This window comes from Dietzia massiliensis (assembly GCF_018390595.1).
GTDB classification, from domain to species: Bacteria; Actinomycetota; Actinomycetes; order Mycobacteriales; family Mycobacteriaceae; genus Dietzia; species Dietzia massiliensis.
Genome location: NZ_JAHBAV010000014.1, coordinates 23158 through 46303 on the forward strand (window position 1 = coordinate 23158; position 23146 = coordinate 46303).

23 protein-coding genes are annotated in these 23146 nt (G+C 72.3%); 14 read left to right on the plus strand and 9 right to left on the minus strand.

All coding sequences use genetic code 11. From position 1 onward, the window contains the following. Window positions 1-16 precede the first annotated feature (16 nt). From KHA85_RS05785 to KHA85_RS05795, 3 genes are read left to right on the plus strand one after another with little or no spacing between them, the layout of a single operon-like run. On the plus strand, window positions 17-931 hold the full coding sequence (locus KHA85_RS05785) for a metal ABC transporter ATP-binding protein (protein WP_438802043.1): 915 nt from the start codon (window positions 17-19) through the stop codon (window positions 929-931). Further along, window positions 931-1779 (plus strand): metal ABC transporter permease, encoded by an 849-nt coding sequence (locus KHA85_RS05790; protein ID WP_213185103.1) that lies wholly within the window; start codon window positions 931-933, stop codon window positions 1777-1779. Before KHA85_RS05785 ends, KHA85_RS05790 begins: the two co-directional genes overlap by 1 nt. Before the next feature lie 24 nt (window positions 1780-1803). Beyond that, window positions 1804-2793: an aminoglycoside phosphotransferase family protein gene (locus KHA85_RS05795; RefSeq protein WP_308936868.1), complete on the plus strand. Its 990-nt coding sequence runs from the start codon at window positions 1804-1806 to the stop codon at window positions 2791-2793. 571 nt (window positions 2794-3364) lie between these two features. On the opposite strand, the gene rlmB is transcribed toward KHA85_RS05795, so the two are convergent. The 5 genes from rlmB to KHA85_RS05820 are packed head-to-tail and all read right to left on the minus strand — an operon-like array spanning window position 3365 to window position 7602. Next, entirely contained in the window at window positions 3365-4333 is a 969-nt protein-coding gene (rlmB, locus tag KHA85_RS05800) for a 23S rRNA (guanosine(2251)-2'-O)-methyltransferase RlmB (RefSeq protein ID WP_007628433.1), read from the minus strand. Window position 4334: 1 nt separating this feature from the next. Then, window positions 4335-5771: a cysteine--tRNA ligase gene (gene cysS / locus KHA85_RS05805; protein ID WP_213185104.1), complete on the minus strand. Its 1437-nt coding sequence runs from the start codon at window positions 5769-5771 to the stop codon at window positions 4335-4337. Between the two features lie 28 nt (window positions 5772-5799). Next, window positions 5800-6282: a 2-C-methyl-D-erythritol 2,4-cyclodiphosphate synthase gene (ispF, locus tag KHA85_RS05810; protein ID WP_007628436.1), complete on the minus strand. Its 483-nt coding sequence runs from the start codon at window positions 6280-6282 to the stop codon at window positions 5800-5802. Beyond that, window positions 6279-7085, minus strand: a complete 807-nt coding sequence (gene ispD, locus KHA85_RS05815) for a 2-C-methyl-D-erythritol 4-phosphate cytidylyltransferase (protein ID WP_236885248.1) — start codon at window positions 7083-7085, stop codon at window positions 6279-6281. The genes ispF and ispD overlap by 4 nt, the downstream gene beginning before the upstream one ends. Before the next feature lie 22 nt (window positions 7086-7107). Next, window positions 7108-7602: a CarD family transcriptional regulator gene (locus KHA85_RS05820; RefSeq protein ID WP_213185105.1), complete on the minus strand. Its 495-nt coding sequence runs from the start codon at window positions 7600-7602 to the stop codon at window positions 7108-7110. A gap of 197 nt (window positions 7603-7799) precedes the next feature. On the opposite strand from KHA85_RS05820, the gene KHA85_RS05825 reads away from it, so the two are divergent. Further along, window positions 7800-8369 (plus strand): hypothetical protein, encoded by a 570-nt coding sequence (locus tag KHA85_RS05825; RefSeq protein ID WP_213185106.1) that lies wholly within the window; start codon window positions 7800-7802, stop codon window positions 8367-8369. Window positions 8370-8421: 52 nt separating this feature from the next. After that, window positions 8422-9480, plus strand: coding sequence for a DNA integrity scanning diadenylate cyclase DisA (disA, locus tag KHA85_RS05830; RefSeq protein ID WP_063973015.1), 1059 nt, complete (start codon window positions 8422-8424; stop codon window positions 9478-9480). Between the two features lie 12 nt (window positions 9481-9492). Here disA and KHA85_RS05835 read toward each other — a convergent pair whose 3' ends face one another. Beyond that, window positions 9493-10152, minus strand: a complete 660-nt coding sequence (locus tag KHA85_RS05835) for a hypothetical protein (RefSeq protein ID WP_213185107.1) — start codon at window positions 10150-10152, stop codon at window positions 9493-9495. Window positions 10153-10236: 84 nt separating this feature from the next. Further along, window positions 10237-10890, minus strand: a complete 654-nt coding sequence (locus tag KHA85_RS05840; RefSeq protein WP_061916542.1) for a carbonic anhydrase — start codon at window positions 10888-10890, stop codon at window positions 10237-10239. Between the two features lie 38 nt (window positions 10891-10928). Here KHA85_RS05840 and KHA85_RS05845 point away from each other — a divergent pair, with 38 nt between their 5' ends. From KHA85_RS05845 to KHA85_RS05855, 3 genes are read left to right on the plus strand one after another with little or no spacing between them, the layout of a single operon-like run. After that, entirely contained in the window at window positions 10929-11813 is an 885-nt protein-coding gene (locus KHA85_RS05845) for an iron-sulfur binding domain-containing protein (protein ID WP_308936869.1), read from the plus strand. Between the two features lie 24 nt (window positions 11814-11837). Next, window positions 11838-12152 carry an antibiotic biosynthesis monooxygenase family protein gene (locus tag KHA85_RS05850; RefSeq protein ID WP_213185108.1) on the plus strand — a complete coding sequence of 105 codons (315 nt, stop codon included), beginning with the start codon at window positions 11838-11840 and terminating at the stop codon, window positions 12150-12152. Window positions 12153-12193: 41 nt separating this feature from the next. Further along, window positions 12194-12586, plus strand: a complete 393-nt coding sequence (locus KHA85_RS05855) for a DedA family protein (protein ID WP_213185109.1) — start codon at window positions 12194-12196, stop codon at window positions 12584-12586. Between the two features lie 21 nt (window positions 12587-12607). On the opposite strand, the gene KHA85_RS05860 is transcribed toward KHA85_RS05855, so the two are convergent. Beyond that, window positions 12608-13387, minus strand: coding sequence for a hypothetical protein (locus KHA85_RS05860; RefSeq protein WP_213185110.1), 780 nt, complete (start codon window positions 13385-13387; stop codon window positions 12608-12610). A 153-nt stretch (window positions 13388-13540) separates the two neighbouring features. Further along, a complete protein-coding gene (locus tag KHA85_RS05865) occupies window positions 13541-16195 on the minus strand; it encodes an ATP-dependent Clp protease ATP-binding subunit (RefSeq protein WP_213185111.1) in 2655 nt (884 codons plus the stop codon). A 516-nt stretch (window positions 16196-16711) separates the two neighbouring features. On the opposite strand from KHA85_RS05865, the gene KHA85_RS05870 reads away from it, so the two are divergent. The 6 genes from KHA85_RS05870 to KHA85_RS05895 all read left to right on the plus strand — a co-directional run bounded on the left by KHA85_RS05870 (window position 16712) and on the right by KHA85_RS05895 (window position 23145). Continuing rightward, on the plus strand, window positions 16712-17806 hold the full coding sequence (locus KHA85_RS05870) for a glycosyltransferase family 2 protein (protein ID WP_308936870.1): 1095 nt from the start codon (window positions 16712-16714) through the stop codon (window positions 17804-17806). Further along, on the plus strand, window positions 17803-18084 hold the full coding sequence (locus KHA85_RS05875) for a hypothetical protein (RefSeq protein WP_007628465.1): 282 nt from the start codon (window positions 17803-17805) through the stop codon (window positions 18082-18084). The genes KHA85_RS05870 and KHA85_RS05875 overlap by 4 nt, the downstream gene beginning before the upstream one ends. After that, a complete protein-coding gene (gene hrpB / locus KHA85_RS05880) occupies window positions 18081-20618 on the plus strand; it encodes an ATP-dependent helicase HrpB (RefSeq protein WP_213185112.1) in 2538 nt (845 codons plus the stop codon). Before KHA85_RS05875 ends, hrpB begins: the two co-directional genes overlap by 4 nt. Window positions 20619-20742: 124 nt before the next feature. Then, a complete protein-coding gene (locus KHA85_RS05885) occupies window positions 20743-21717 on the plus strand; it encodes an IS481 family transposase (protein WP_213185113.1) in 975 nt (324 codons plus the stop codon). A gap of 175 nt (window positions 21718-21892) precedes the next feature. Then, complete coding sequence (locus KHA85_RS05890; protein WP_083324251.1) at window positions 21893-22384, plus strand: hypothetical protein; 492 nt, start codon at window positions 21893-21895, stop codon at window positions 22382-22384. Then, entirely contained in the window at window positions 22381-23145 is a 765-nt protein-coding gene (locus KHA85_RS05895) for a L,D-transpeptidase (RefSeq protein ID WP_213185114.1), read from the plus strand. Before KHA85_RS05890 ends, KHA85_RS05895 begins: the two co-directional genes overlap by 4 nt. Window position 23146: the final 1 nt, after the last annotated feature.

The following is a 23146-nucleotide window of genomic DNA, read 5'->3' on the forward strand; positions in this document are numbered from 1 at the left end:
GATGGTGACCGACCCGATGGGCACCGACCCCGCCTCCGATCCCACCGCCGACCCGTCCGTCGATCCCGCCGCCGACCACGAGCGCGGCGCCCCCGGGCCCGGTCCGGTCGTCTCCCTGCGCGGCGTCACCGTCTCGCGCGGCGGCCGCACCCTCATCCGCGACCTCGACCTCGAGGTGCAGCCCGGCGAGTTCGTCGCCGTCCTCGGGCCCAACGGCGCCGGCAAGACCACCCTGCTCAAGGTCCTGCTCGGCGAGCACCGCCCCGACGCCGGAACCGTCCTGGTCGACGGCCGGCCGCCCGGTGACCGCGCCACCCACCTCGGCTACGTACCGCAGCAACGCGCGTTCGACCCCGGCATCACCCTGCGCGGCCGCGACCTCGTCGCCCTGGGGATCGACGGCACACGCTGGGGACCCGGCCGGCCGTCACGACGCGCCGACAAACGCCGCATCGTCGCCGATTCCCTCGCCCGGCTCGAGGCCGCGAAACTGATCGACAAACCGCTCGGGCGTATGTCCGGCGGCGAACAACAGCGCGTGCGCGTGGCCCAGGCCATCGCCGCCGACCCGTGCGTCATGCTCTGCGACGAACCGCTGCTCAGCCTCGACCTCACCGGTCAGCGCACCGTCGCCGCCGTCCTCGACCACCGACGCCGCGAGCACGACACGGCGGTCGTGTTCGTCACCCACGAGATCAACCCGGTCCTGCCGATGGTCGACCGGATCGTCTACCTCGTCGACGGGCGCCACCGCATCGGCACCCGCGACGAGGTGTTCACCAGCGAGGTCATGTCCGAGCTGTACTCGTCCCCCGTCGAGGTGCTGCGCGTGCGCGGACAGATCATCGTGGTGGGCGACACCCAGCACCTGTGCACCGAACCGTGGACCACGGGACACCACCACGACCACACCGGGGACGGAGCGCACTGATGGACCGCCTGCTCGAGATCGCCGAGTCCCTCGCCGACACCGAGACCACCGCCTACCTGTTGCAGCAGGACTTCGTGATCTTCGGCCTCGCCGCGATCGCGTTGCTCGGCCTGCTCTCCGGCGCGATCGGGCCGTTCATCATCATGCGGCAGATGTCGTTCTCCGTCCACGGCGCCAGCGAGCTCGCCCTCACCGGCGCCGCCGCCGCGCTGCTGTTCGGGCTCAACCTCGGCCTGGGGGCCGTCGTGGGGTCGGTGATCGCGGCGCTGATGTTCGGGATCATGGGCTCGCGGGCCTCCCAACGCGACTCCTCGATCGGCGTCGTGCTGGCGTTCGGCCTCGGACTCGCGGTGCTCTTTATCCACCTCTATCCCGGGCGGTCCGGCACCAGTTTCTCCCTGCTCACCGGGCAGATCGTCGGCGTCTCCGAGAACGGCCTCGTGCAGATGGCGGTGGTCGCGGCGATCATCTGCGTGGCGCTCATCGCGCTGTACCGGCCGCTGGTGTTCTCCTCCGCCGACCCCGAGGTGGCCGCGGCGCGCGGTGTGCCCGTGCGGGCGCTCAACATGATCTTCGCCGTGCTCGTGGGGCTCGCGGCCGCGCAGGCCGTGCAGGTGGTCGGCGCACTGCTGGTGCTCTCCCTGCTCATCACCCCCGCCGCGGCGGCGGCCGCCGTCACCTCCAGCCCCGGGAAGGCCATCGGGCTGACGATCCTCTTCGCCGAGATCGCCGCCGTGGGCGGGATGCTGCTCTCGCTCGCCCCCGGCGTGCCCGTCTCGGTGTTCGTCACCACCATCTCGTTCGTCATCTATCTGGCGTGTCGTGCGGTGGCGGCGGCCCGGCGCTGACCGCGCGGTACTAGCGTCTGAGCCGTGAACAGCGACCCCAGCGCTCGTCCCGATGGTGGCCCCGCGGGCGCCAGCTCTCCGGTGACCGGCCCGGGCGCTCATCCCGCCGCCGAACTCGCGGCCATCCACGCCGACTACCCCACACTGAGCTGGGAACGCGCCGAACGGGTAGACGAGGGCTGGGACCACGTGGTCGTGATCTGCCACGGCTGCCGCGGGGACGACGCCCTCGGGCACCGCGATCTCGTCTTCCGCTTCCCCCACGACGAGCAGGCGCTCACCCAGCTGCCCACCGAGATCGCGGTCCTGGAGCACCTCGCCGGGCGCGTCGAGGCGGCACTCCCCCGCTACTCGCACGTCCCCGTCCACGGGCGGTTCGCCGGCTATCCGCTGGTGCGCGGTCAGCGCCTCACCTCGGAGCTGCTGCACAGCCTGCCCCATCCGGAGAAGACGGTCGTCGCCGGCCAGCTGGGCGCACTCCTGTCCTCGCTGCACATCCAGGACGTCTCGGCGCCACCGCTCGACCGGGTCCCGTACTCCTACCAGCCCGAGAATCTGGACTTCGTGCGCGGCATCGTGGCCCACGACCTGCCGTCGGTGTTCACGCCGGACGAGATTCGGACCGCCCACGAGATCTGCGACGAGGTCGGCGCGTTGCAGTCCACGCTGCTGCCCCGGGTGTTCCTCCACAACGACATCTACTCCCGCCACCTGTACTGGGACCGGGACCCCGCCCCCGGGCGTCTGGGGCTCATCGACTTCACCGACATGTGCCTGGGAGACCCGGCCGTGGACTTCGCCGAACTGTACGAATACGGCCCACGCTTCGTCGAGGACGTCTTGGCCCGGTACGTCGGCCGCGTCGACGACACTTTCCTCGACCGGGCGTGGACGTACCAGCGACTGGCCGCGCTCTACATGATCGCGGGCCACCTGTACTACGGGGTCGAGACGTGGGAGTACGCGCGCGCGGCGTTCGACCGCTGCCGGTCACCCCGCCGCCCGCGAGCCTGAGCTCAGACGGGGACCTGCGCCGCTCGCAGCCGCGCGTCGGCATGGCGTCTCGCTCTCGCCGCTGCCCGGCCCGAGCTCGCAGCCGCTCCCCGCGATGGCGTCTCGCTCTCGCCGCTGCCCGGCACCGGGGGCAGCCGCTCCCCGCGATGGCGTCTCGCTCTCGCCGCTGCCCAGCCCGAGCCCACAGCCGCGCGTCGGCATGGCGTCTCGCTCCCGCCGCTCCCCGGCACCGTGGGCAGCCGCTCCCCGCAATGGCGTCTCGCTCCCGAAAGTGCCCGGCCAGAGCACAGCCGCGCGTCGGCATGGCGTCTCGCCAGCCCAGATGCTCCCGCGAGACGCCATCCCGACGGGCCGCGTGACATCCGCGGACGCGAGACGCCATGCCGACGGGCGGGGTGACATGGACCGACGCGGGAGCGCAGCCGCCGGCGCAGGTGGTCAGCTGCACACGCAGGATCGCAGTCGCGGGCGCGGAACGGGATCGCGGCCGCCGGCGCGGATACACGGGGACCGCAGTGGAGGGCCCGCCGCGGGTCCGGTCAGCCGCGGGTCCGGTCAGCCGGCCAGCCGGTCAGCGCTTGACGCGCCGCTGCCGCGCGAACTCCGAGAGCACCACGCCCGCCGCGACGGAGGCGTTGAGGCTCTCGACCTCCGAGGCGATCGGGATCGACAGGATGGAATCGCAGTTCTCGCGGACCAGGCGCGACAGGCCCTTGCCCTCGGACCCCACCACGATGACCGTGGGCCCGGTGCCGTCGTAGTCGTCCAGCGAGACGTCGCCCTCGGCATCGAGACCGACGAGCTGCACCCCGGCCTTGGCCCAGTCGAGCAGCGTCCGGTTGAGGTTCGTGGCCCGGGCGACGGGGAGCCGGGCGGCGGCGCCGGCGGAGGTCCGCCACGCGACGGCCGTGATGGAGGCACTGCGACGTTCGGGGATGAGGACCCCGTGCCCGCCGAATGCGGCGACCGAGCGGATGACCGCTCCGAGGTTGCGCGTGTCCGTGATGTTGTCCAGGGCCACGAGCAGCGCGGGCTCGGAGGAACCCATCGCCATGTCGAGCAGGTCGGCGGGGTCGGTGTACTGGTACGGCGGCACCTGGAGGCCGACGCCCTGGTGCATGCCGTTCGACACCATGCGGTCGAGATCGGTGCGCGGCACCTCGAGGATGGAGATGCCCTTGCCGGCGGCCAGGTGGACGGCCTCGGTCAGCCGCTCGTCGGCGTCCGAGCCGATCGCGACGTACAGTGCGGTCGCGGGGACGCCGGCGCGGAGGCATTCCAGCACCGGGTTGCGGCCCACCACGTACTCGGGACCGTCGGCCTGCTTCTGCGCCTGACGGCGGCGCTGCTGCGCGCCCTCGGCCTTGCGGCTGGCGGCCTTGGCCCGGCGGTGTGCCGGGTGGTAGGTCCGGTCCTCGGCCTTGGGGGTGGCGCCGCGCGCCTCCAGTCCTCGGCGTCGCTGGCCGCCCGACCCGACGACCTGGCCCTTCTTGGTGCCGGACTTGCGGATGGCTCCGCGCCGACTCGAGTTCCCTGCCATGTCAGTCCTCCCGGTGGGCGAGCGACCACTTCTGGCCGTCCGCGGTGTCGGCCACCTCGATACCCGCCGCGACCAGTCGGTCACGGATGGCGTCGGCGGTGGCGAAGTCCTTGTCGGCCCGTGCCTGAGCGCGGGCCTCGAGCTCCGCGCGGACGAGGAGATCGAGTGCGGTGAGGGCGGCGTCGTCGCCGCCCGCGGCGGAGGCCCACTGCGGGTCGAGCGGGTCGACCCCGAGTACCGCGGTCATCGCCCGGACGGACGAGGCCGCGGTGAGTGCCGCCTCGGTGTCGCCCGCCGACAACGCGGTGTTGCCGGCCCGGACCCGACCGTGGATCTCCGCCAACGCGGCGGGCACCCCCAGATCGTCGTCCATCGCGGCGGCGAACGCCTCCGTCCACTCACCGACGGGCACCTCGGCGTCCGGCGCCGTGCCGGACCTGACGGCCTCGTCCACCCGCTGCACGAACGCCTCGATCCGCCGGTACGCGGCGGCCGCCTCCTGCAGTGCTTCGGGAGAGTATTCCAGCATCGACCGGTAATGCGCACTTCCGAGGTAATAGCGCAGTTCCACCGGCCGGACGGCGGTGAGGATGTTCGGCACGCTGAGCACGTTGCCGAGCGACTTGCTCATCTTCTCGCCGGCCATGGTCACCCAGCCGTTGTGCAGCCAGTAGCGGGCGAACCCGTCGCCGGCGGCGTGGGACTGGGCGGCCTCGTTCTCGTGGTGCGGGAACTGCAGGTCGAGCCCGCCGCCGTGGATGTCGAAGGTCCCGCCCAGGTACCAGGTGGCCATGGCCGAGCACTCGAGGTGCCAGCCGGGACGACCGTCTCCCCAGGGGGTGGGCCAGCTGGGCTCGCCGGGCTTGGCGGCCTTCCACAGCGCGAAGTCGCGGGGGTCGCGCTTGCCGCGCAGGTCGGCGGCCTCGCCCTGGTCGACCTCGTCGAGCCGGTGGCCGGACAGGTGCCCGTAGTCGCCCTCGGGCGCCGCCGACCACGCCGCGACGTCGAAGTAGACGCTGCCCTCGGCCGGGTAGGCGTACCCGCGCTCGATGAGGCGTTCCATGTACTCGATCATCTGGGTCATGTGCCCGGTGGCGCGGGGCTCGGTGGACGGCGGCAGCACGCCGAGTGCGTCGTAGGCGCGGGTGAACTCGCGTTCGTGGGTGGCGGCCCACTCCCACCAGGGGCGTCCGTTCTCCGCGGCCTTGGTGAGGATCTTGTCGTCGATGTCGGTGACGTTGCGCACGAACGCGACGTCGTAGCCGGTCGACAGCAGCCAGCGGCGCAAGATGTCGAACGCGACACCGGAGCGGACGTGGCCGATGTGGGGGACGGCCTGGGGGGTGGCTCCACAGAGGTAGACCGACGCGTGCCCTTCCCGGACGGGGGTGAACTCCCGGAGGGAGCGGGTGGCGGTGTCGTAGAGATGGAGCGTCACGGGGCCCGAGTCTACCGGTGCGCCCGCGTCAGGCCCGATACACGAGCGCGGTGGCGACAGCGGAGACGCCCTCGCCGCGGCCGGTGAAGCCCATGCCGTCGGTGGTGGTGGCCGAGACGGAGACGGGCGCGCCGATGATCTCACCGAGCCGCTGTTCGGCCTCGACGCGCCGGGGGCCCATCTTCGGCCGGTTGCCCACCATCTGCACCGCGGCGTTGCCGATCGTCCATCCGTGCCGCGACAGCTCGTCGCACGCCTCGCGCAGCAGTCGTTCGCCGGAGACGTCGTCGTATTCGGGCCGACCGGTGCCGACGAGGGAGCCCAGGTCGCCGAGCCCGGCGGCGGACAGCAGGGCGTCGACCAGGGAATGGGCCACGACGTCGCCGTCAGAGTGGCCCTCGCAGCCGTGATCGTCAGGGAAGTGCAGACACGCCATCATGCACGGCTTGCCCGCTTCGACGCGGTGGGCGTCGGTGCCGATCCCGACTCGGGGGATGACGGGTCCGGTCACTTCTCCTCCTGGGGGCGGCCCGCGGTGACGAGCGCGCCGGGGTCGAGCTCGGCGAGGGCGCGGGCGTGGTCGTCGGCGGTGGTGATCTTGAACGCGAGCGGGTCGCCGGGGACCGTGGCGACGCGGCCGCCGGACCGCTCCACGAGGCCTGCGTCGTCGGTGGCCACGTCCCCGGCCGCGTCGTACGCGGCGAGCAGGACGTGTGGCGCGAAGCCCTGCGGGGTCTGGACGGCGCGGAGCGAGGTGCGGTCCGGGGTGCCCACGACGTAGCCGTCGGCGTCGACCTGCTTGACGGTGTCGACGACCGGGAGGACGGGGACCACCGCGACCGCACCGGCGCGTACGGCCGTCACGACCCGCCGGATCGCGTCGGGGGGTGTGAGGCAGCGGGCCGCGTCGTGCACGAGCAGGACGTCGTAGACCGCTGCGCGGGGGTGGTGTCGGTGGGAGGTCAGCGCCGCGAGACCGTTGCGCACCGAGTCGGTGCGCTCCGCGCCCCCGGTGGTGACGACGACGAGGTGGTCGTCGTCCCGGAGGTGGGCCAGCTCCGACTCCGCCTGGGCGACGCGGTCGGCGGGGACCACGGCGACGACGTCGTCGACGGCACCGGAGGCCAGCAGGCCGGCGACGGCCCGCTCGAGCATGGTGCGGCCGTGGAGCTCGACGAACGCCTTGGGCAGTCCCGCCCCGAGCCGGACGCCGGATCCGGCCGCGGGGACGACGGCGGCCACCCTGCCCGTGCGGGCGGAGTGGCCGTCTATGCCGTGTCCGGGCGGGTCCCCGGGCGTGCGCTGACACGTCATGCCGTCTGGTGCGCGTCGGATGTCACGCCGGGGCGGCGGAGCCCAGCACCTCGTCGAGGAGGGCGTCCGCACGCTCCTCGTCGGAGCGCTCGGCGAGCGCCAGCTCGCCCACGAGCACCTGGCGTGCCTTGGCGAGCATCCGCTTCTCGCCGGCGGACAGGCCGCGGTCGAGGTCGCGGCGCCAGAGGTCGCGGACGACCTCGGCCACCTTGTTGACATCGCCGGAGGCGAGCTTCTCGCCGTTGGCCTTGTAGCGGCGGGACCAGTTTGTGGGCTCCTCCGCGTGCTCGGTGCGCAGGACCTCGAAGACCTTGTCGAGCCCCGCCTGGTCCACGACGTCGCGCACGCCCACGTACTCGGCGTTCTCGGCCGGTACCTTCACCGTGAGGTCGCCCTGTGAGACCTTGAGGACGAGGTATTCCTTCTCAGTGCCCCTGACCGTCCGCATCTCGATCGCCTGAATGGTGGCGGCGCCGTGATGCGGGTAGACGACGATGTCGCCGACCTTGAACTCCATGAGTGGCTTTCCCCTTTCGACTGACCTATCTTAGCACGCCCTCAGTCCAGGCGTTTTCCGTTTGCGCAGGTCAGCAACGTGCCGGGCGGGACGGCGAGTTCGCGGGGGCGGGACCGGGCCACTCTGCCGCAGGTCCGGACCGGCCGTGGACTACGATGAGACCGGCCTGAGAGACGACCATCCCCGAGGAGCCTGACGTGACTTCACCGAACACCGGCCTGCGCCGCACCGCGCTCGTAGTCCTGGCCGTGGGCGCCGCCCTCGGGGCGTCGGCCTGCAGCGCCGGCCAGGTCTCGCAGACGGCCAACCAGGTCGCCGCGGTCGACGGCGGACGCGGTGAGGCGGGCGATCTGGCGGTCAATGACCTGCAGGTGGTCGTCCCGGAGAACGGCGCGGAGGCCCGCGTCGGCTTCGTCGCCTCGTTCAGCGGCTACGGCCTCGGGGAGTCGGTCTCCCTGGAGAGCGTCGAGATCGACGGAACCCCCGTCCAGCTCGGCGAGACGCAGCCGCTCGAGCGTGGCTGCTCGATCGTCGTCGACGCCCGCGAGGACGCCGAGCCCGTGCCGGTGGAGGGCGTGTGCGTCGAGCAGACCACCGCGACCCTGCCGTCGGCGGACGACCTGAGCATCGGCACCTCGGTGCCCGCCACCGTCTCCTTCTCGAACGGCGACCGCATCGAGACCGAGGCCGCCGTCGTCGGTGAGATCCTCGAGGCCGGCGAGTACACCCGTCCGACGGAGTTCGTCGGCGAGTCCGAGGGGCACTGACACGTCCGCCCTCTCCGCCCGCTCGGCTGACGGTTCGTCGGTCGACCCCGAGATGCGCGCCGTGCTGCGCCGTCTCGCCCCGGGCACGGCGCTGCGTGACGCACTCGACCGGATCCGCCGCAGCGGTACCGGCGGCCTGGTGGTGCTCGGCGACGACCCGGTCGTCCAGGCCGTCTGCGACGGCGGCGTGGACCTCGACGTCGAGTTCACGCCGGCCCGCCTGCGGGAACTGAGCAAGATGGACGGCGCTGTCGTGCTGTCCACCGACGGGTCCCGCATCACCCGCGCCAACGTCCATCTCGTGCCGGACCCCTCGCTACCCGCGGTCGAGACGGGCACCCGACACCGCGCCGCCGAGCGGACGGCCGCGCACACCGGTGTGCCCACCGTCGCCGTCTCGGCGTCGATGACGACGGTCACCGTCTACGCCGGCGGTCTGGCCCGCGTGCTCGCGGACCCGGTCGTGCTGCTCGCGCGCGCCGACCAGACCGTCGCGACCATGGAGCGTCACGGCGCCCACGCCGCCCGCGCCCGCGCCCGACTCGACCGGGCGGAGATGGGCGACTACGCCTCCGTCCGCGACGTGGTGGCCATGGCCCAGAGACTGCTCCGTCTCGAGCGTCTGGGCGCCGAGCTCGCCGAGCTCACGGTGGAGATGGGCGAGTACGGTCGGCAGACCACTCTCCAGTTGGAGGAGCTGCTCTCCGACACCCCGGACGAACTGCGGGGCCTCGTCGCCGACCACCTGCGGGTCGAGCCCGTCGACGGTGACGCGCGCCCGGTCCCGACCGCCGAGCAGATCGACGCCGGGCTGGAGCGGTTGGCCGCACTCTCCGACGCCGACCTCCTCCTGCCCGCTCCCGTGGCCCGGTGCCTGGGGTTGCCGGCCGAGCCCGAGGACCTCGACGAGCACGTCACGGCCCGGGGGTACCGGATGCTCGCGCACATCCCGCGCCTCCGGCCGGTGCAGATCATGGCCCTCGTCGAACGCTTCGGTTCGGTCCCCGCGCTGCTCTCGGCCGAGCAGTCGGACTTCGCGGACGTCGAGGGCGTCGGCGCGCTCTGGGCGCGGCACGTCCGCCAGCGCCTCACGGGCCTGGGCGTCGTCTGACCCGACCGCGGCTCAGGACTCGGGGGCCTCGACGACGTTGAACGTGGCCGCCGGGCTGAAGACGTTCCCGACCAGCGCGTACACCTGGTACGCGCCCACCTCCACGGGCGTGCGGTCCGCCTCCGAGCAGGCGCCCTCCGCCGAGCGGCGGCCGGTCCAGTCGATCTGCCGCGGCTCGGGCTCGTCGGGACGCAACTCGACCTCGTCCTCGTCGCGCGGGGTCGTGCAGTCGATGCTCGACCACACCTTGGAATTGTCGTCCAGGCGGTACACCTCGAACGACAACGGCGCCTCCGCCAGGTCGCGGTCACAGGTCGTGTCCGAGACGTTGACGATGTTCACGAAGAAGCGCACGTCCTGCCCCACCGCCACGTTCGGCTCGGCGGGCCAGACGTCCAAGCGCAGGTCCTCGTCCGCGCACCGGCCCCGCGAGGCACCACCGTCGTCGTCGCGCGACGAGGTCTCGGTGGTCGACGTCTCCGAGGTGGCCACCGGCTCAGTGGAGCCCGCGTCGCCGCCGGTGGCGGTCTCCTGGGTGTCCGTCCCGGTGTCCCGCGAGGCGAGGAAGAGCGCGAGCACCACGACCAGGACGGCCACGACCGCGACGACCACCGCGGCGACGCGGCGACGCACATAGACTTCACGCGGAAGGGGACCCTGGGGTTCGTGCACGGGCCCAACTCTAGAGCCGAGCCCGCGCCCCGTCGGACCTGGGGCGCGGCGTGTCCCCCAGACGGCGCCGCCGGTGGGTGGCCGCTAGACCGCGACCATCTCCTCGCCCGGGCCGTGCGGGACGTCCTGGACGTCCCCGATGGCGCTGCGGAGGTACGCGTGACCGTCGGAGAGCTTGTAGGTGACCCCGACGATCGCCAGACGGCCCTCGTCGATCCTGTCGCTGATGATCTTGGACCGCTGCTTGAGCAGTTCGCCCGTCTCCAGCACGTGGCGCGCCTCGAAGTCGTCGGTCGTGCTCAGTCCCTCGCGACGGCCGTTGAGGATCGACGGCGACACCTTCTCGACCACGTCACGCAGGAAACCGGGCGGGATCTCCCCGGTCGCCAACGCGTCCGTGGTGGCCTTCACCGCGCCACAGCTGTCGTGGCCCAGCACGACGATCAGAGGGGTGTCGAGCACGTGCACGGCGTACTCGATGGACCCGAGCACTGCGGTGTCGATGATGTGACCCGCGGTGCGGATGACGAACAGGTCACCGAGACCCTGGTCGAAGATGATCTCGGCCGCCACCCGCGAGTCGGAGCACCCGAACAGCACAGCCTTGGGGTGCTGCGCGGCGACGAGCTTCTCGCGCCGCTCGGTATTCTGACTCGGATGACGCATCTGGCCCTCGACGAACCGGTGGTTGCCGTCGCGCAGCGAGGCCCAGGCACTGATCGGGTTGGTATGAGGCATGTCTCACATTGTGCACGTACCTTCCGGAGGGATCATCGGTGACCTCCCCCGGGGCCCACGGCATCGACACCCACTCCCTGCTCTCCTGGTTCTCCGGTGCCGGCCGTCCCCTGCCGTGGCGTGAGGACGGCGTGAGCGCCTGGGAGATCCTGCTGTGTGAGGTGATGAGCCAGCAGACGCCGGTCACCCGGGTCGAGCCGGTCTGGCGCGAGTGGCTGGCGCGGTGGCCGGGCCCGGCCGAACTCGCCGCCGCCTCCCCCGCCGAGGTGATCCGCATGTGGGGCAAACTCGGCTACCCGCGCCGTGCGTTGCGACTGCGGGAGTGCGCTGGCGTCGTCGTCGACACATTCGGTGGTGAGGTTCCCACCGACGTGGAAGACCTGCTCTCCCTGCCGGGCGTCGGCGACTACACGGCACGCGCCGTCGCCTGCTTCGCGCACGGCCAAGCCGTCCCCGTGGTGGACACCAACGTGCGGCGCGTCGTCGCCCGCGCGGTCAACGGGGTCGCCGAGGCGGGTCCGCCGTCGATCCGGCGCGACCTCGCCGCCGTGGAGGCGCTGCTCCCCGACGATCGCGAGGAGGCGGTGGCGTTCTCGGTCGCGATGATGGAACTGGGCGCGCTCGTGTGCACCGCCCGCACGCCGCGCTGCGACGACTGCCCCCTGGCCTCGTCCTGCGCCTGGCTCGCCGCCGGGCGCCCCGACTGGGACGGCCCGCGCCGCAAGGTCCAGACCTTCGCCGGCACCGACCGCCAGGTGCGCGGCCTCCTGCTCGACGTGCTGCGCGACGGCGACGGCTCCGCACCCCGCGCGGCGCTGGACGCGGTGTGGCCCGACGCCGTCCAACGCGACCGTGCGCTGGACTCCCTGGTGGCCGACGGACTCATGGTGCGGACCGGGGACCTGTACTCACTGCCCGCGTAGTCGACTGAGGGTAGGCTCACCTGCATGGCCGTCGTGAAGATCAACGCCCTCAACGTCCCGCCGCAGGCCGGTGCCGAGCTCGAGCGCCGCTTCTCCGAGCGCGCCCACACGGTGGAGAACTCCCCCGGCTTCCTCGGCTTCCAGCTGCTGCGCCCCACCGGCGGGGAGACCCGCTACTTCGTGGTGACCATGTGGGAGGACGACGAGTCGTTCGCCGCCTGGCGCGACGGGGACGCCCGCGCGGCCCACGCCGGCCAGCACGGCAAGCCCGTCGCCGAGGGCGCCAACCTGCTGGAGTTCGACGTCGTGATGGACGTCAAGCCCTCCACCTCCGCCTGATCCCCGCCCGGCCTCCCGCACCGCGCGCCGCACACCCCCGAATGGACCGGATCGCCGAGCAGCCCTTCGCCATCGCGTTCAGCACGCTGTTCGTGATCGTCTTGCTGCGCGCCAACGCCACCTACTGGCTGGGCCGGGGCGCGCTGCGCGGTGGACGGCTCAGTGAGCGGTTCGCCCACCGCCTCGAGGGGCCGACCATGCAGCGCGCCCAGCGGCTGTCCGCCCGCTACGGGGTGATCGCGGTGCCACTGTCCTTCCTCACGGTGGGTGTGCAGACCGCCATCAACTTCAGCGCCGGTTTCACCGTGATGCCACTACGCAGGTACCTGCCCGCCGTCACCGTCGGATGCGTGCTGTGGGCCCTCCTGTACTCCACCGTCGGCATGGTCGGCTGGGCGGCGATAGCCACCCTCTGGAACCGCGTCACCGCCTGACCGCGCGCGGCGGCGATCCGATCAGCCCGGGATGACGGCCAGACGGGTCAACTCCACCGGCCCCGCGCACTCGGACTCCGCGAGCGGCACCTCCTCCGGCGACAGGCCGTCCCAGCCCACGACCAGTTCCGAGCGGTTCCGCGGCCCGATCGTCGTCGGCTCGCTGTCCGCCCACTCCACCTGCGGGGCCCCGGTGGTGCGGAACCCCACGCTCACCGCGAGCGGCCGGTCGGAGAGGTTCTCGAGGTCGACCGAGAAGATGCAGTTGTAGATGGGCTCGTCGAAGAAGTCCATGACCCGGTAACGCAGCACCGAGGTGCTGACCTCGACCTCGGTCCCGAGCCTGCGCGCGTCCTCGGGCGGCAGATCGGCCGCTGGGCGGACCCGCGGGAACGAGTCGGGTCGGCCGCGCGTGGGCGGGTCGACCACCTGAGACGGCGCGGACGGTTCGGGCGGTGCGACGCGCGCTGACGGCTCCTCGCCCGCCGAGGCCACCCCCGGTGACGACCCGTCCGTCATGACGGTCCACCTGTCGCCGTCCGCGGGGAGCGCGACGAACGCCGCGGTCGCCGCCACGGCGAGGACGCCGAGTACCGCGACGCCACCGACCAGCCATGCGGTCCCGCCGCCCCGGTGCCGGTCGCCCTGCTCGCGCGGCGGCCGCCACTCCCCGGGGTGCGGCGGCCGCCACGGTTCCGGGTGCGGCGGTCGCCACGGCTCCGGGCCGTGGCCGTGGCCGTGGCCCGCAGGCGCCTGCTCGTGTCCGTGACCCGGCGGCACCTGCTCGCCCCTGTACTCCATCCGTCGCGCACCCCTGTCGTCCGACTCAGGCGCCCAGCGTAGGGGACGCCACGCGGCGCGGGGTGCCCTACGCCGGGCGAACGACCACCCGCAGACGCAGGAAGGCCCCCGCCGTGTGGCGGGGGCCTTCTCTACATCAGGCGCCGGAGGCGATCAGGTGGTGGCCGGAGCCGCGCCACCACCGCTACCCGAGGGGCCGCCGGTGGAGCCGCCACCGAAACCACCCGTGCTCGGCGGGAGCGAGTCGCCCGGGCCGGCCTCGCCGGTGGGCGCCACGCTCGCGGAGATCTCCTCGCCGTGGCGGTCCCGCGGGGCGTCCGGGCGGGGAGCACCGGAGAAGGTGAACTTGGCGTCCTCGGTGCGCTCGGACTCGCCGTCCCAGCCCTCGACGTCGATTTTCACCAGCTCGCCGGCCGCGACCTCGCCGAAGAGGATCTTCTCCGAGAGGGTGTCTTCAATCTCGCGCTGGATCGTGCGACGCAGAGGCCGCGCGCCCAGGACCGGGTCGAACCCGCGCTTGGCGAGCAGGCTCTTGGCCCGATCGGAGACCTCGATGTCCATGTCCTTGGCCTTCAGGGCGTCCCGGACACGGCCGATCATGAGGTCGACCATCTGGACGATCTGCTCCTGCGTGAGCTGGTGGAACACCACGATCTCGTCGATGCGGTTGAGGAACTCCGGGCGGAAGTGCTTCTTCAGCTCGTCGTTGACCTTCTGCTTCATCCGCTCGTAGGCGTCCTCGGTGTTGTCGGAGGACTGGAAGCCCATCCCGACGGCCTTGGAGATGTCCTTGGTCCCGAGGTTCGAGGTGAAGATCAGCACGGTGTTCTTGAAGTCCACCATTCGTCCCTGACCGTCGGTGAGACGGCCGTCCTCCAGCACCTGGAGAAGGGTGTTGTAGATCTCGGAGTGCGCCTTCTCGATCTCGTCGAACAGGACCACCGAGAACGGCTTGCGCCGCACCTTCTCCGTGAGCTGGCCACCCTCCTCGTAACCGACGTACCCGGGAGGCGCGCCGAAGAGCCGCGAGGCGGTGAAGCGGTCGTGGAACTCACCCATGTCGATCTGGATGAGCGCGTCGTCCTCACCGAACAGGAAGTTCGCGAGTGCCTTGGACAGCTCCGTCTTACCGACACCGGACGGGCCGGCGAAGATGAACGAGCCCGAGGGACGCTTGGGATCCTTGAGCCCGGCACGCGTCCGGCGGATCGCCCGGGAGACGGCCTTGATGGCGTCCTCCTGGCCGATGATCCGCTTGTGCAGCTCGTCCTCCATGCGGAGCAGACGGGTGGTCTCCTCTTCGGTGAGCTTGAAGACGGGGATGCCGGTCCAGTTGCCCAGGACCTCGGCGATCTGCTCCTCGTCGACCACGGCGGCCACGTCCATGTCTCCGGCGCGCCACTGCTTCTCGCGCTCGGCGCGCTCGGCGATGAGCTTCTTCTCCGTGTCGCGCAGGCCGGCGGCCTTCTCGAAGTCCTGCGCGTCGATCGCGGACTCCTTCTCGCGGCGGGTCTCGGCGATCTTCTCGTCGAACTCGCGCAGGTCCGGCGGAGCCGTCATCCGCTTGATGCGCATGCGGGCGCCGGCCTCGTCGATGAGGTCGATGGCCTTGTCCGGCAGGAAGCGGTCGTTGATGTACCGGTCCGCGAGCTGGGCGGCGGCGGCCAGCGCGGCGTCGGTGATCGTGACGCGGTGATGCGCCTCGTAGCGGTCCCTCAGGCCCTTGAGGATCTCGATGGACAGCTCCACGCCCGGCTCGGGAACCTGCACCGGCTGGAAGCGCCGCTCCAGGGCCGCGTCCTTCTCGATGTGCTTGCGGTACTCCTCGAGCGTGGTGGCACCGATGGTCTGCAGCTCACCGCGGGCCAGCTTGGGCTTGAGGATCGACGCGGCGTCGATCGCGCCCTCCGCAGCACCCGCGCCGACGAGCGTGTGGATCTCGTCGATGAACAGGATGATGTCGCCGCGCTGGTTGATCTCCTTGAGCACCTTCTTCAGGCGCTCCTCGAAATCGCCGCGGTAGCGGGAGCCGGCCACGAGCGAGCCGAGGTCCAGCGAGTACAGCTGCTTGTCCTTGAGCGTCTCGGGGACCTCGTTGTTGACGATGGCCTGCGCGAGTCCCTCGACGACCGCGGTCTTACCGACGCCGGGCTCACCGATGAGCACCGGGTTGTTCTTGGTGCGCCGGGAGAGCACCTGCATGATGCGCTCCACCTCCTTGGCGCGACCGACGACCGGGTCGAGCTTGCCCTCCATGGCGGCCTGGGTGAGGTTGCGGCCGAACTGGTCCAGGACCGTCGACGAGGACGGGGTGCCGGACTCGCGGCCGCCGGTGCCAGCGGGCGTACCGGAGGCCTCGGCCTCCTTGCCCTGGTAACCGGAGAGCAGCTGGATGACCTGCTGGCGGACCCGCGTGAGGTCGGCGCCGAGCTTGACCAGCACCTGGGCGGCCACGCCCTCGCCCTCGCGGATCAGGCCGAGCAGGATGTGCTCGGTGCCGATGTAGTTGTGGCCGAGCTGGAGCGCCTCCCGCAGGCTCAGCTCGAGCACCTTCTTGGCGCGCGGCGTGAACGGGATGTGCCCGCTGGGCGCCTGCTGGCCCTGGCCGATGATCTCCTCGACCTGACTACGCACCGCTTCAAGCGATATCCCCAGGGACTCGAGCGCCTTGGCGGCCACTCCCTCACCCTCGTGGATGAGACCCAGCAGGATGTGCTCGGTGCCGATGTAGTTGTGGTTGAGCATCCTGGCCTCTTCCTGGGCCAGGACGACGACGCGACGTGCGCGGTCGGTAAACCGTTCGAACATCGTGCTACCTCACATTCCTCGGTTTTTCACCACTGTAGTGGCCGGTTCTGACGCTCTGTACCGCAGGAGCAGCACGGGGTCTGTCACCAGGATTCAACGCGGCAGGTCGGGGAACCATTGCAGATTCGTGTACGCCGTCAGCGAACGCCCGGAACAGACCCCGTTTAGCATGGGCGACAGTGGAGAACAGAGACGGCGGGGACGTGGAGCGCGGACGCGGGTTCAGCATGGGGCGCACGGTCGGGGTGGTCGCGGTCGGTCTGGCGGCGATGGCCGGGCTCATGCTCTGGCTGGCCCTGGCGCTCTCGGATAAACGGGCGCTCGACGCCCGGGAGGGTCTGCTCTTCGGTACGTGGCGCGTCCTCTACGACACCTACGCGCCGCCGGCCGCCGTGATCGTGGCCGCGTTCGCCGTCGCCCTCGCCTTCGTCGCGATCGCCACCGGCGTGGAGACGACGGTCATGGCCGAGACCCGAGGGGTCTTCCACGGGCCGGTGACCATCCTTCCACGGGCCGGTGACCATCACGGTCCTCATCCCGGCGCACAACGAGGAGGACCGGATCGCCGCGACGCTCACCTCCCTGCAGACCCAGTCCGACCCGCCCGAGCGCATCATCGTGGTGGCGGACAACTGCACGGACGCGACGCCCGAGCTCGCCCGCGCCGCCGGGGTCGAGGTCTTCGAGACGAAGGACAACGTCCACAAGAAGGGCGGCGCCCTCAACCAGGCCCTGGCGGAGCTCCTGCCGGAACTCGGCGAGAACGACTGCGTCATGGTGATGGACGCCGACACCGTCCTGGACCAGGGATACCTCACCGCGGCTCGGCGCCGCTTCACCGACGACCGCGCGCTCATGGCGGTCGGCGGCCTGTTCTACGGGGTGGACGGCGCGGGCCTGCTGGGCCAGTTCCAGCGCAACGAGTACACCCGCTACAGCCGCGACACCCGTCGCCGGCGGGGCCGGGTGTTCGCCCTCACCGGCACCGCGTCCGTGTTCCGGTCGCGCGCGCTGCGCACCGTGGCCGCGTCACGCGGGACGAGGATCCCGGGCCGCGCCGGGGACGTCTACGACACGGCCGCACTGACCGAGGACAACGAGCTCACGCTCGCCCTGAAGTCCCTGGGCGGGCTCATGGTCTCCCCGCAGGAGTGCACCGTGGTCACCGAGGTCATGCCCACGTGGAAGGCACTGTGGCACCAGCGACTGCGGTGGCAGCGGGGCGCGCTGGAGAACCTCGCCGCGTACGGGATCTCCCCCCAGGCGACCCGCTACTGGTTCCAACAGCTCGGCATCGGCTACGGCGCGATCGCGCTGTCGAGCTACCTGCTGCTCATCCTCATCACCGCCCTCGCCCTGGACCAGTGGGTCTGGTACCCGTTCTGGGGCGCGCTGGGCCTGCTGTTCATGCTCGAGCGGCTGGTCGGCGTGTGGCGCGCGGACCTGCGCGCCAAGCTCGTCGCCATCACGCTCGTCCCGGAGCTCATCTACGCCACGTTCCTCAACGTGGTGTTCCGCAAGGGCGTGGTCGACATCCTCCTGGCGCGGCAGGCCAGCTGGGGGCACGTCGTGCGGGACGCCGACGGCGCGACACGGGTGGTGGGCGCATGACGCCGGGCGGCGGCGGTGCCGCACCGCACGAGATCGTCCTCGCGGGGATCCTCCTGCCCGAGTCCGTGCTCTCCTCGGACTGGTTCGCCGTCCTCGCGGCGTTCGTCGCGATCAACACGGTCATGTACGTCACGCTCGCGGTGACCAAGACGCTGCCGAAGATCCACGTCCGGGACCTCTTGCCGCGGAACTACGTCCGCTCGGAGACGCGGAGCATCCACCCGGACGCGCAGGACCGCGGCCCGCGGGCGGTCGACGAGCGCCCCGAGTCGGGGTGAGCGCCTTCGACCTCGAGCGGATCGGCCGCGGGCTGCCGTTCGAGCAGGCCCTGCCCGCCCTGGCCGAGGCTCTGGCCGCGTCCGGGGCCGCCGTGGTCCAGGCGCCGCCCGGCACCGGCAAGACCACGCTCGTGCCACCCGCGGTGGCCGGGGCCGACGGGGTGTCCGGGCGCGTGGTCGTCACCCAGCCCCGACGCGTGGCCGCCCGCTCGGCCGCGCGGCGACTGGCCACCCTCACGAGCACCGGCGTCGGGGAGCTGGTCGGCTATTCGGTGCGCGGGGACTCGCGGGTCGGCCGGGACACGCGCGTGGAGTTCGTGACGCCGGGCGTACTCGTGCGGAGGCTGATCGCCGACCCCGATCTTCCGGGCGTGGGGGCGGTGGTGCTCGACGAGGTCCACGAGCGCGACGTGGAGTCCGACCTGGCGTTCGCGTTGCTGTGCGAGGTGCGCGAGCTCCGCGACGACCTGCCGGTGGTGGCGATGTCCGCGACGGTCGAGGCCGACCGGTTCGCGCGGCTGCTCGGCGGCGCGCCGGTCGTCGACGTCCCGGCCGTCTCGCACCCCCTGGAGATCCGCTACGCGCCGCCGCCGGTCCCCCGCCTCGACGCACGCGGGGTCACCGACGGGTTCCTCGAGCACGTGGCGGCGGTGACGGCGGACGAGGTGCGGTCCTCCGGGGTCGACGCCCTGGTGTTCCTGCCGGGCGTCCGCGAGATCGAGCGGGTCGTGCGTGCGCTGGGCGCGCGGCTCGGCGACGCGGCCGAGGTACTGCCCCTGCACGGTGGCCTGGAGCCGGCCGCCCAGGATCGGGCGGTGTCCGGCCGCGGGAGCGGGTCGGGCGGCCGGACGCGCCCGCGGATCGTGGTGTCGACCGATCTGGCGGAGTCCTCCCTCACCGTGCCGGGCGTGCGGCTGGTCGTGGACGCGTGCCTGAGCCGCGAGCCGCGGCGAGACATCGCACGGGACATGACGGGGCTGGTGACGGTGTCGGCGTCGCGCGACTCGTGCGTGCAGCGCGCGGGCCGCGCCGCCCGCCTCGGCCCCGGGCTGGCGGTGCGCTGCCTCACCGAACAGGAGTACGCGGGACTGACCGCCCACCGCACGGCGGCGATCGCGACGTCGGACCTGACGACCTTCGCGCTGCACGTGGCCTGCTGGGGCGCGCCCCGCGGCGAGGGTCTGGCGCTGCCCGATCCGCCGCCGGCCGGGGAGATCGCCCGCGCGGAGAAGGTGTTGTGCGGGCTCGGGGCGCTCGACGCCGACGGACGCGCCACGGACCACGGGCGCGCCCTCGCGCGGGTGCCCGCCGATCCCCGGCACGCCCGCGCGCTGCTGGACGGCGCGGGACTCGTCGGCGCGGAGGTGGCCGCCGAGGTGGTCGCGCTGCTCGCGTCGGGTCGCCGCTCCCCCGGCGGCGACCTGACGGCGGACCTGCGTGCGCTGCGCGCGGGGCGGGCGCCGGACGCGGCGACGTGGGAGCGCGAGGCCCGGCGGCTGGAGCGGATGGCCCGCGGGCGAGCCGGCGGCGCGGCCCCGGCCGGGATGACGCCGGACGACGCCGTCGGCACGATCGTGGCGCTCGCCCACCCGGACCGCGTCGCGCGTCGCCGTGGCGACCAGTACACGTTCGCCTCGGGGACCGGCGCGGTGCTGGCGCCGGGCTCGGCGCTGGCCGGCCACGACTGGCTCGCCGTCGCCGAGGTGGGACGTGCGGCCGGGCGCGCGGCCGGTGAGGCCGGCGCGGTGATCCGCTCCGCCGCCCCGCTGGACCGGGAGGGCGCGGAGCGTGCGGCCTCACACCTTCTCGACGACGACGAGACGGCCGTCTTCGACCGTGGTGCGATCACGGGTCGACGTATCCGCCGACTCGGGGCGATCGAACTCTCCTCCACCCCGGTGCGGCCCTCCCCCGCGGCCGCCCGGGAGGCGGTGTCTGCGGCGATCAAGGCCGGCGGGTTCGCAGCACTGGGTCCCGACGACGACGCCGTCCGACTGTGGTGCCGCCTCGGGTTGGTGCACCGCGAGCTCGGAGCGCCGTGGCCGGACGTGTCCGCGGACGGGCTCTCCGAGCGGCTGGACGACTGGCTCGCCCCGGAGATCGACGCCCTCGCCCATGGCTCCCGGTTGGCGGGACGGGACCTCGGCCCGGCCCTGCGGCGCCTGCTGCCGTGGCCCGAGGCCGGCCGGTTCGACGAACTGGTGCCCGACCGACTGGAGGTGCCCTCCTCGTCGTCGTACCGCGTCGACTACCCCGCGGTCGGGACCGACGACCCGCCCGTGCTCGCGGTGAAGCTGCAGGAATGCTTCGGCTGGACCACCTCGCCGCGCCTCTGCGACGGTCGGGTCCCGGTGACGGTCCACCTGCTCTCGCCCGCCGGACGTCCGCTCGCGGTGACGCGCGACCTCGGGTTCTTCTGGCGGGAGGCCTACCCCGCGGTCCGGGCCGAGATGCGCGGCCGCTACCCGCGGCACCCGTGGCCGGAGGACCCGATGGCGGCCGAGCCGACGCGGCGCACCAACCGGCGACGCTGACCGCGCGCTAGCTGTACTGACCACGGACGTTGCGTCTCCGGTCGGCATGGCGGGCTGACATGAGGAAGACCTCCGTGTGAGGTGTGAAAGCGACCAAGCAAACACATCCACAACGGAGGTCTTCATGTCCCACGCTAACGCCCCGCTGACTCCGACGGGAAGACTGCGTCTGGCTCGGTGCGTCGTCGAGGAGGGCTGGCTGCCGCGGCGAGCGGCGGAGCGGTTTGGTGTCTCGGTCACCACCGCCCGCAAGTGGGCCCGCCGGTACCGGCAGCTGGGCAAGGCCGGGATGATCGACCGCTCCAGTCGCCCGCAGCACAGTCCGACCCGGACGCCGCGTCAAAGGGAACGCCGCGTGCTCGGTCTGCGCGTCTCCCGCCGGTGGGGCCCGGCCCGGATCGCCTACCACCTGGGCATGCAGCCCTCGACTGTGCACAAGATCCTGTCCCGCTACGGCTGCGTCAGGCTGGCGTTCACCGATCCGGCCACCGGCGCCCCGGTGCGTGCGGGCAAGCGGCAGGTGCGCCGATTCGAGCACGCAGCGCCAGGCGATCTGGTGCATGTGGATATCAAGAAGCTCGGCCGCATCCCTGACGGCGGCGGGCACAAGGTCCACGGCCGCGCCAAAGGGCGTCGAAACCGGCGAGCAGGGACCGGGTACTGGTACATCCACAACGCCGTCGACGACCACTCACGCCTGGCCTACACCGAGTTGCTGGAAGACGAGCGCAAAGAGACCGCCGCCGGATTCTGGCACCGAGCCCACGCCTACTTCGCCGACGCCGGGATCACCGTGCGCCGGGTCCTGACCGACAACGGCTCCTGCTACCGCTCCCACGCCTTCGCCGACGCCCTCGGGCCGGAGATCAGGCACAAACGCACTCGCCCGTACCGGCCGCAGACCAATGGCAAGGTCGAGCGCTACAACCGCACGATGCTCGAGGAATGGGCTTACGCCGCCGCGTACGTCAGCGAGTCCGACCGCGCGGCTCGCCTCCCGGCGTTCCTACACCACTACAATTTCCACCGCGGCCACACCGCACTACGAGGCACCTCACCCGCAGACCGCGTACACAACCTGCGTGGGCAGTACAGCTAGCACAGCCGGGACGACGACGGTGGCTATCCTGCGGATTCCCGCCTAGGATGTGATGGGCACCACACACGCGATCCACGCCGGAAGGGTGATCACAGTGACCGCGTACACGCCCCCCTCCCCACACCGCTCCCCACTGCCGACCCGGACCCCGTCCCGGACGAAGGTCGTGCCGCACGTGAGGAACCGCGTCGGCGCCCTCATCGCCGTCGCCGGCCTCGCCCTCGCGCTGGTCAGCCTCTACCTGCCGTGGTTGCGCACGGACGGCGGTGACCAGATCACCGCACTGGGCATCACGGAGATCATCGACGTGCGCAGCGTCGCCCCGGTGCTCTTCCTCGGCCTCGTCGTGCTGCTGTTCCTGGTGGGCGTCACCGCCGTGACGCGGCTCGGGGCGTTCGCCGCGGCGGGCGTCGTCGTCTCACTGGTGGTGCTGGCCGCCCACCTCGCCTTCGTGTGGACACTCATGTCGTCGACCGGCGGCGACGAACCGACCCTGTCCGGTCTCCCGACAGGCGCCTCCGTCACGTTCGGACCGTGGGTTGCCGCACTCGGGTTCGTGCTGGTGGCCGCCGGATCGGCGTGGGCCGCCCGCGCGGCCGAGTACGTCTTCCCCGACGTCGAAGCCCACGGGGCGCACGGGGCGCACCGGGCGCACGAGGACGGATGAGCAGCCGCCGCACCGGCCGCGCCCCACTGGCGGTCCTCGCCGCCGCGTCGTTGATCGGCGCCGCAGCGGCGGGTGCCGCCACCGGCTCGTCACCGGGCACGCCCGCGGCGACCGGCGCGGACGCCGCCACTGACGCGCCGGCCGACGCCCAACTGGTCGACGCCCGCCCGGCCGCTGTGACGGTGACGGACCCGCCGCCCCGGCCCGCGGCGGTCGACTCGCGACTGGTGACGTCCGTCGCCAGGGAGGTCCTGGCGGGCCAGGACCGCGACCCGGGCCTCACGGACGTCGATCTCATCGCCCGCGACGTCCTCTCCGCCGGGCCCGTCGACGCCGCAGACGCCCACCGGCTCACCCTCGAGACCCTCCTGGGCGACGGCCCCGGGCCACCGGCGGCGACCGACGCCCCCGCGCCCCCGCAGTGCCCGCCCAGCGCCCGGGCGTGCGTCGACGTGGACGGCAAGCGGGCGTGGATGGTCGACGCGGGCCGCGTCACGTACGGTCCGGTCCCCGTCACGACCGGGAAGCCCGGGTACGAGACCACCCGCGGCACACACCACGTGCTGCGGCACGTGCGTCACGACCACAGTCGGCTCTTCGACTCGCCCATGCCGTACTCGACCTACTTCACCGTGGGTGGGATGGCCTTCCATCAGGGACGCCTGGACGAGCCCTCACACGGGTGCGTGCACCTGGGCAGACACGCCGCCGCGCACTTCTTCGACCACCTACGGGTCGGCGACCAGGTCGTCGCGTTCTGAA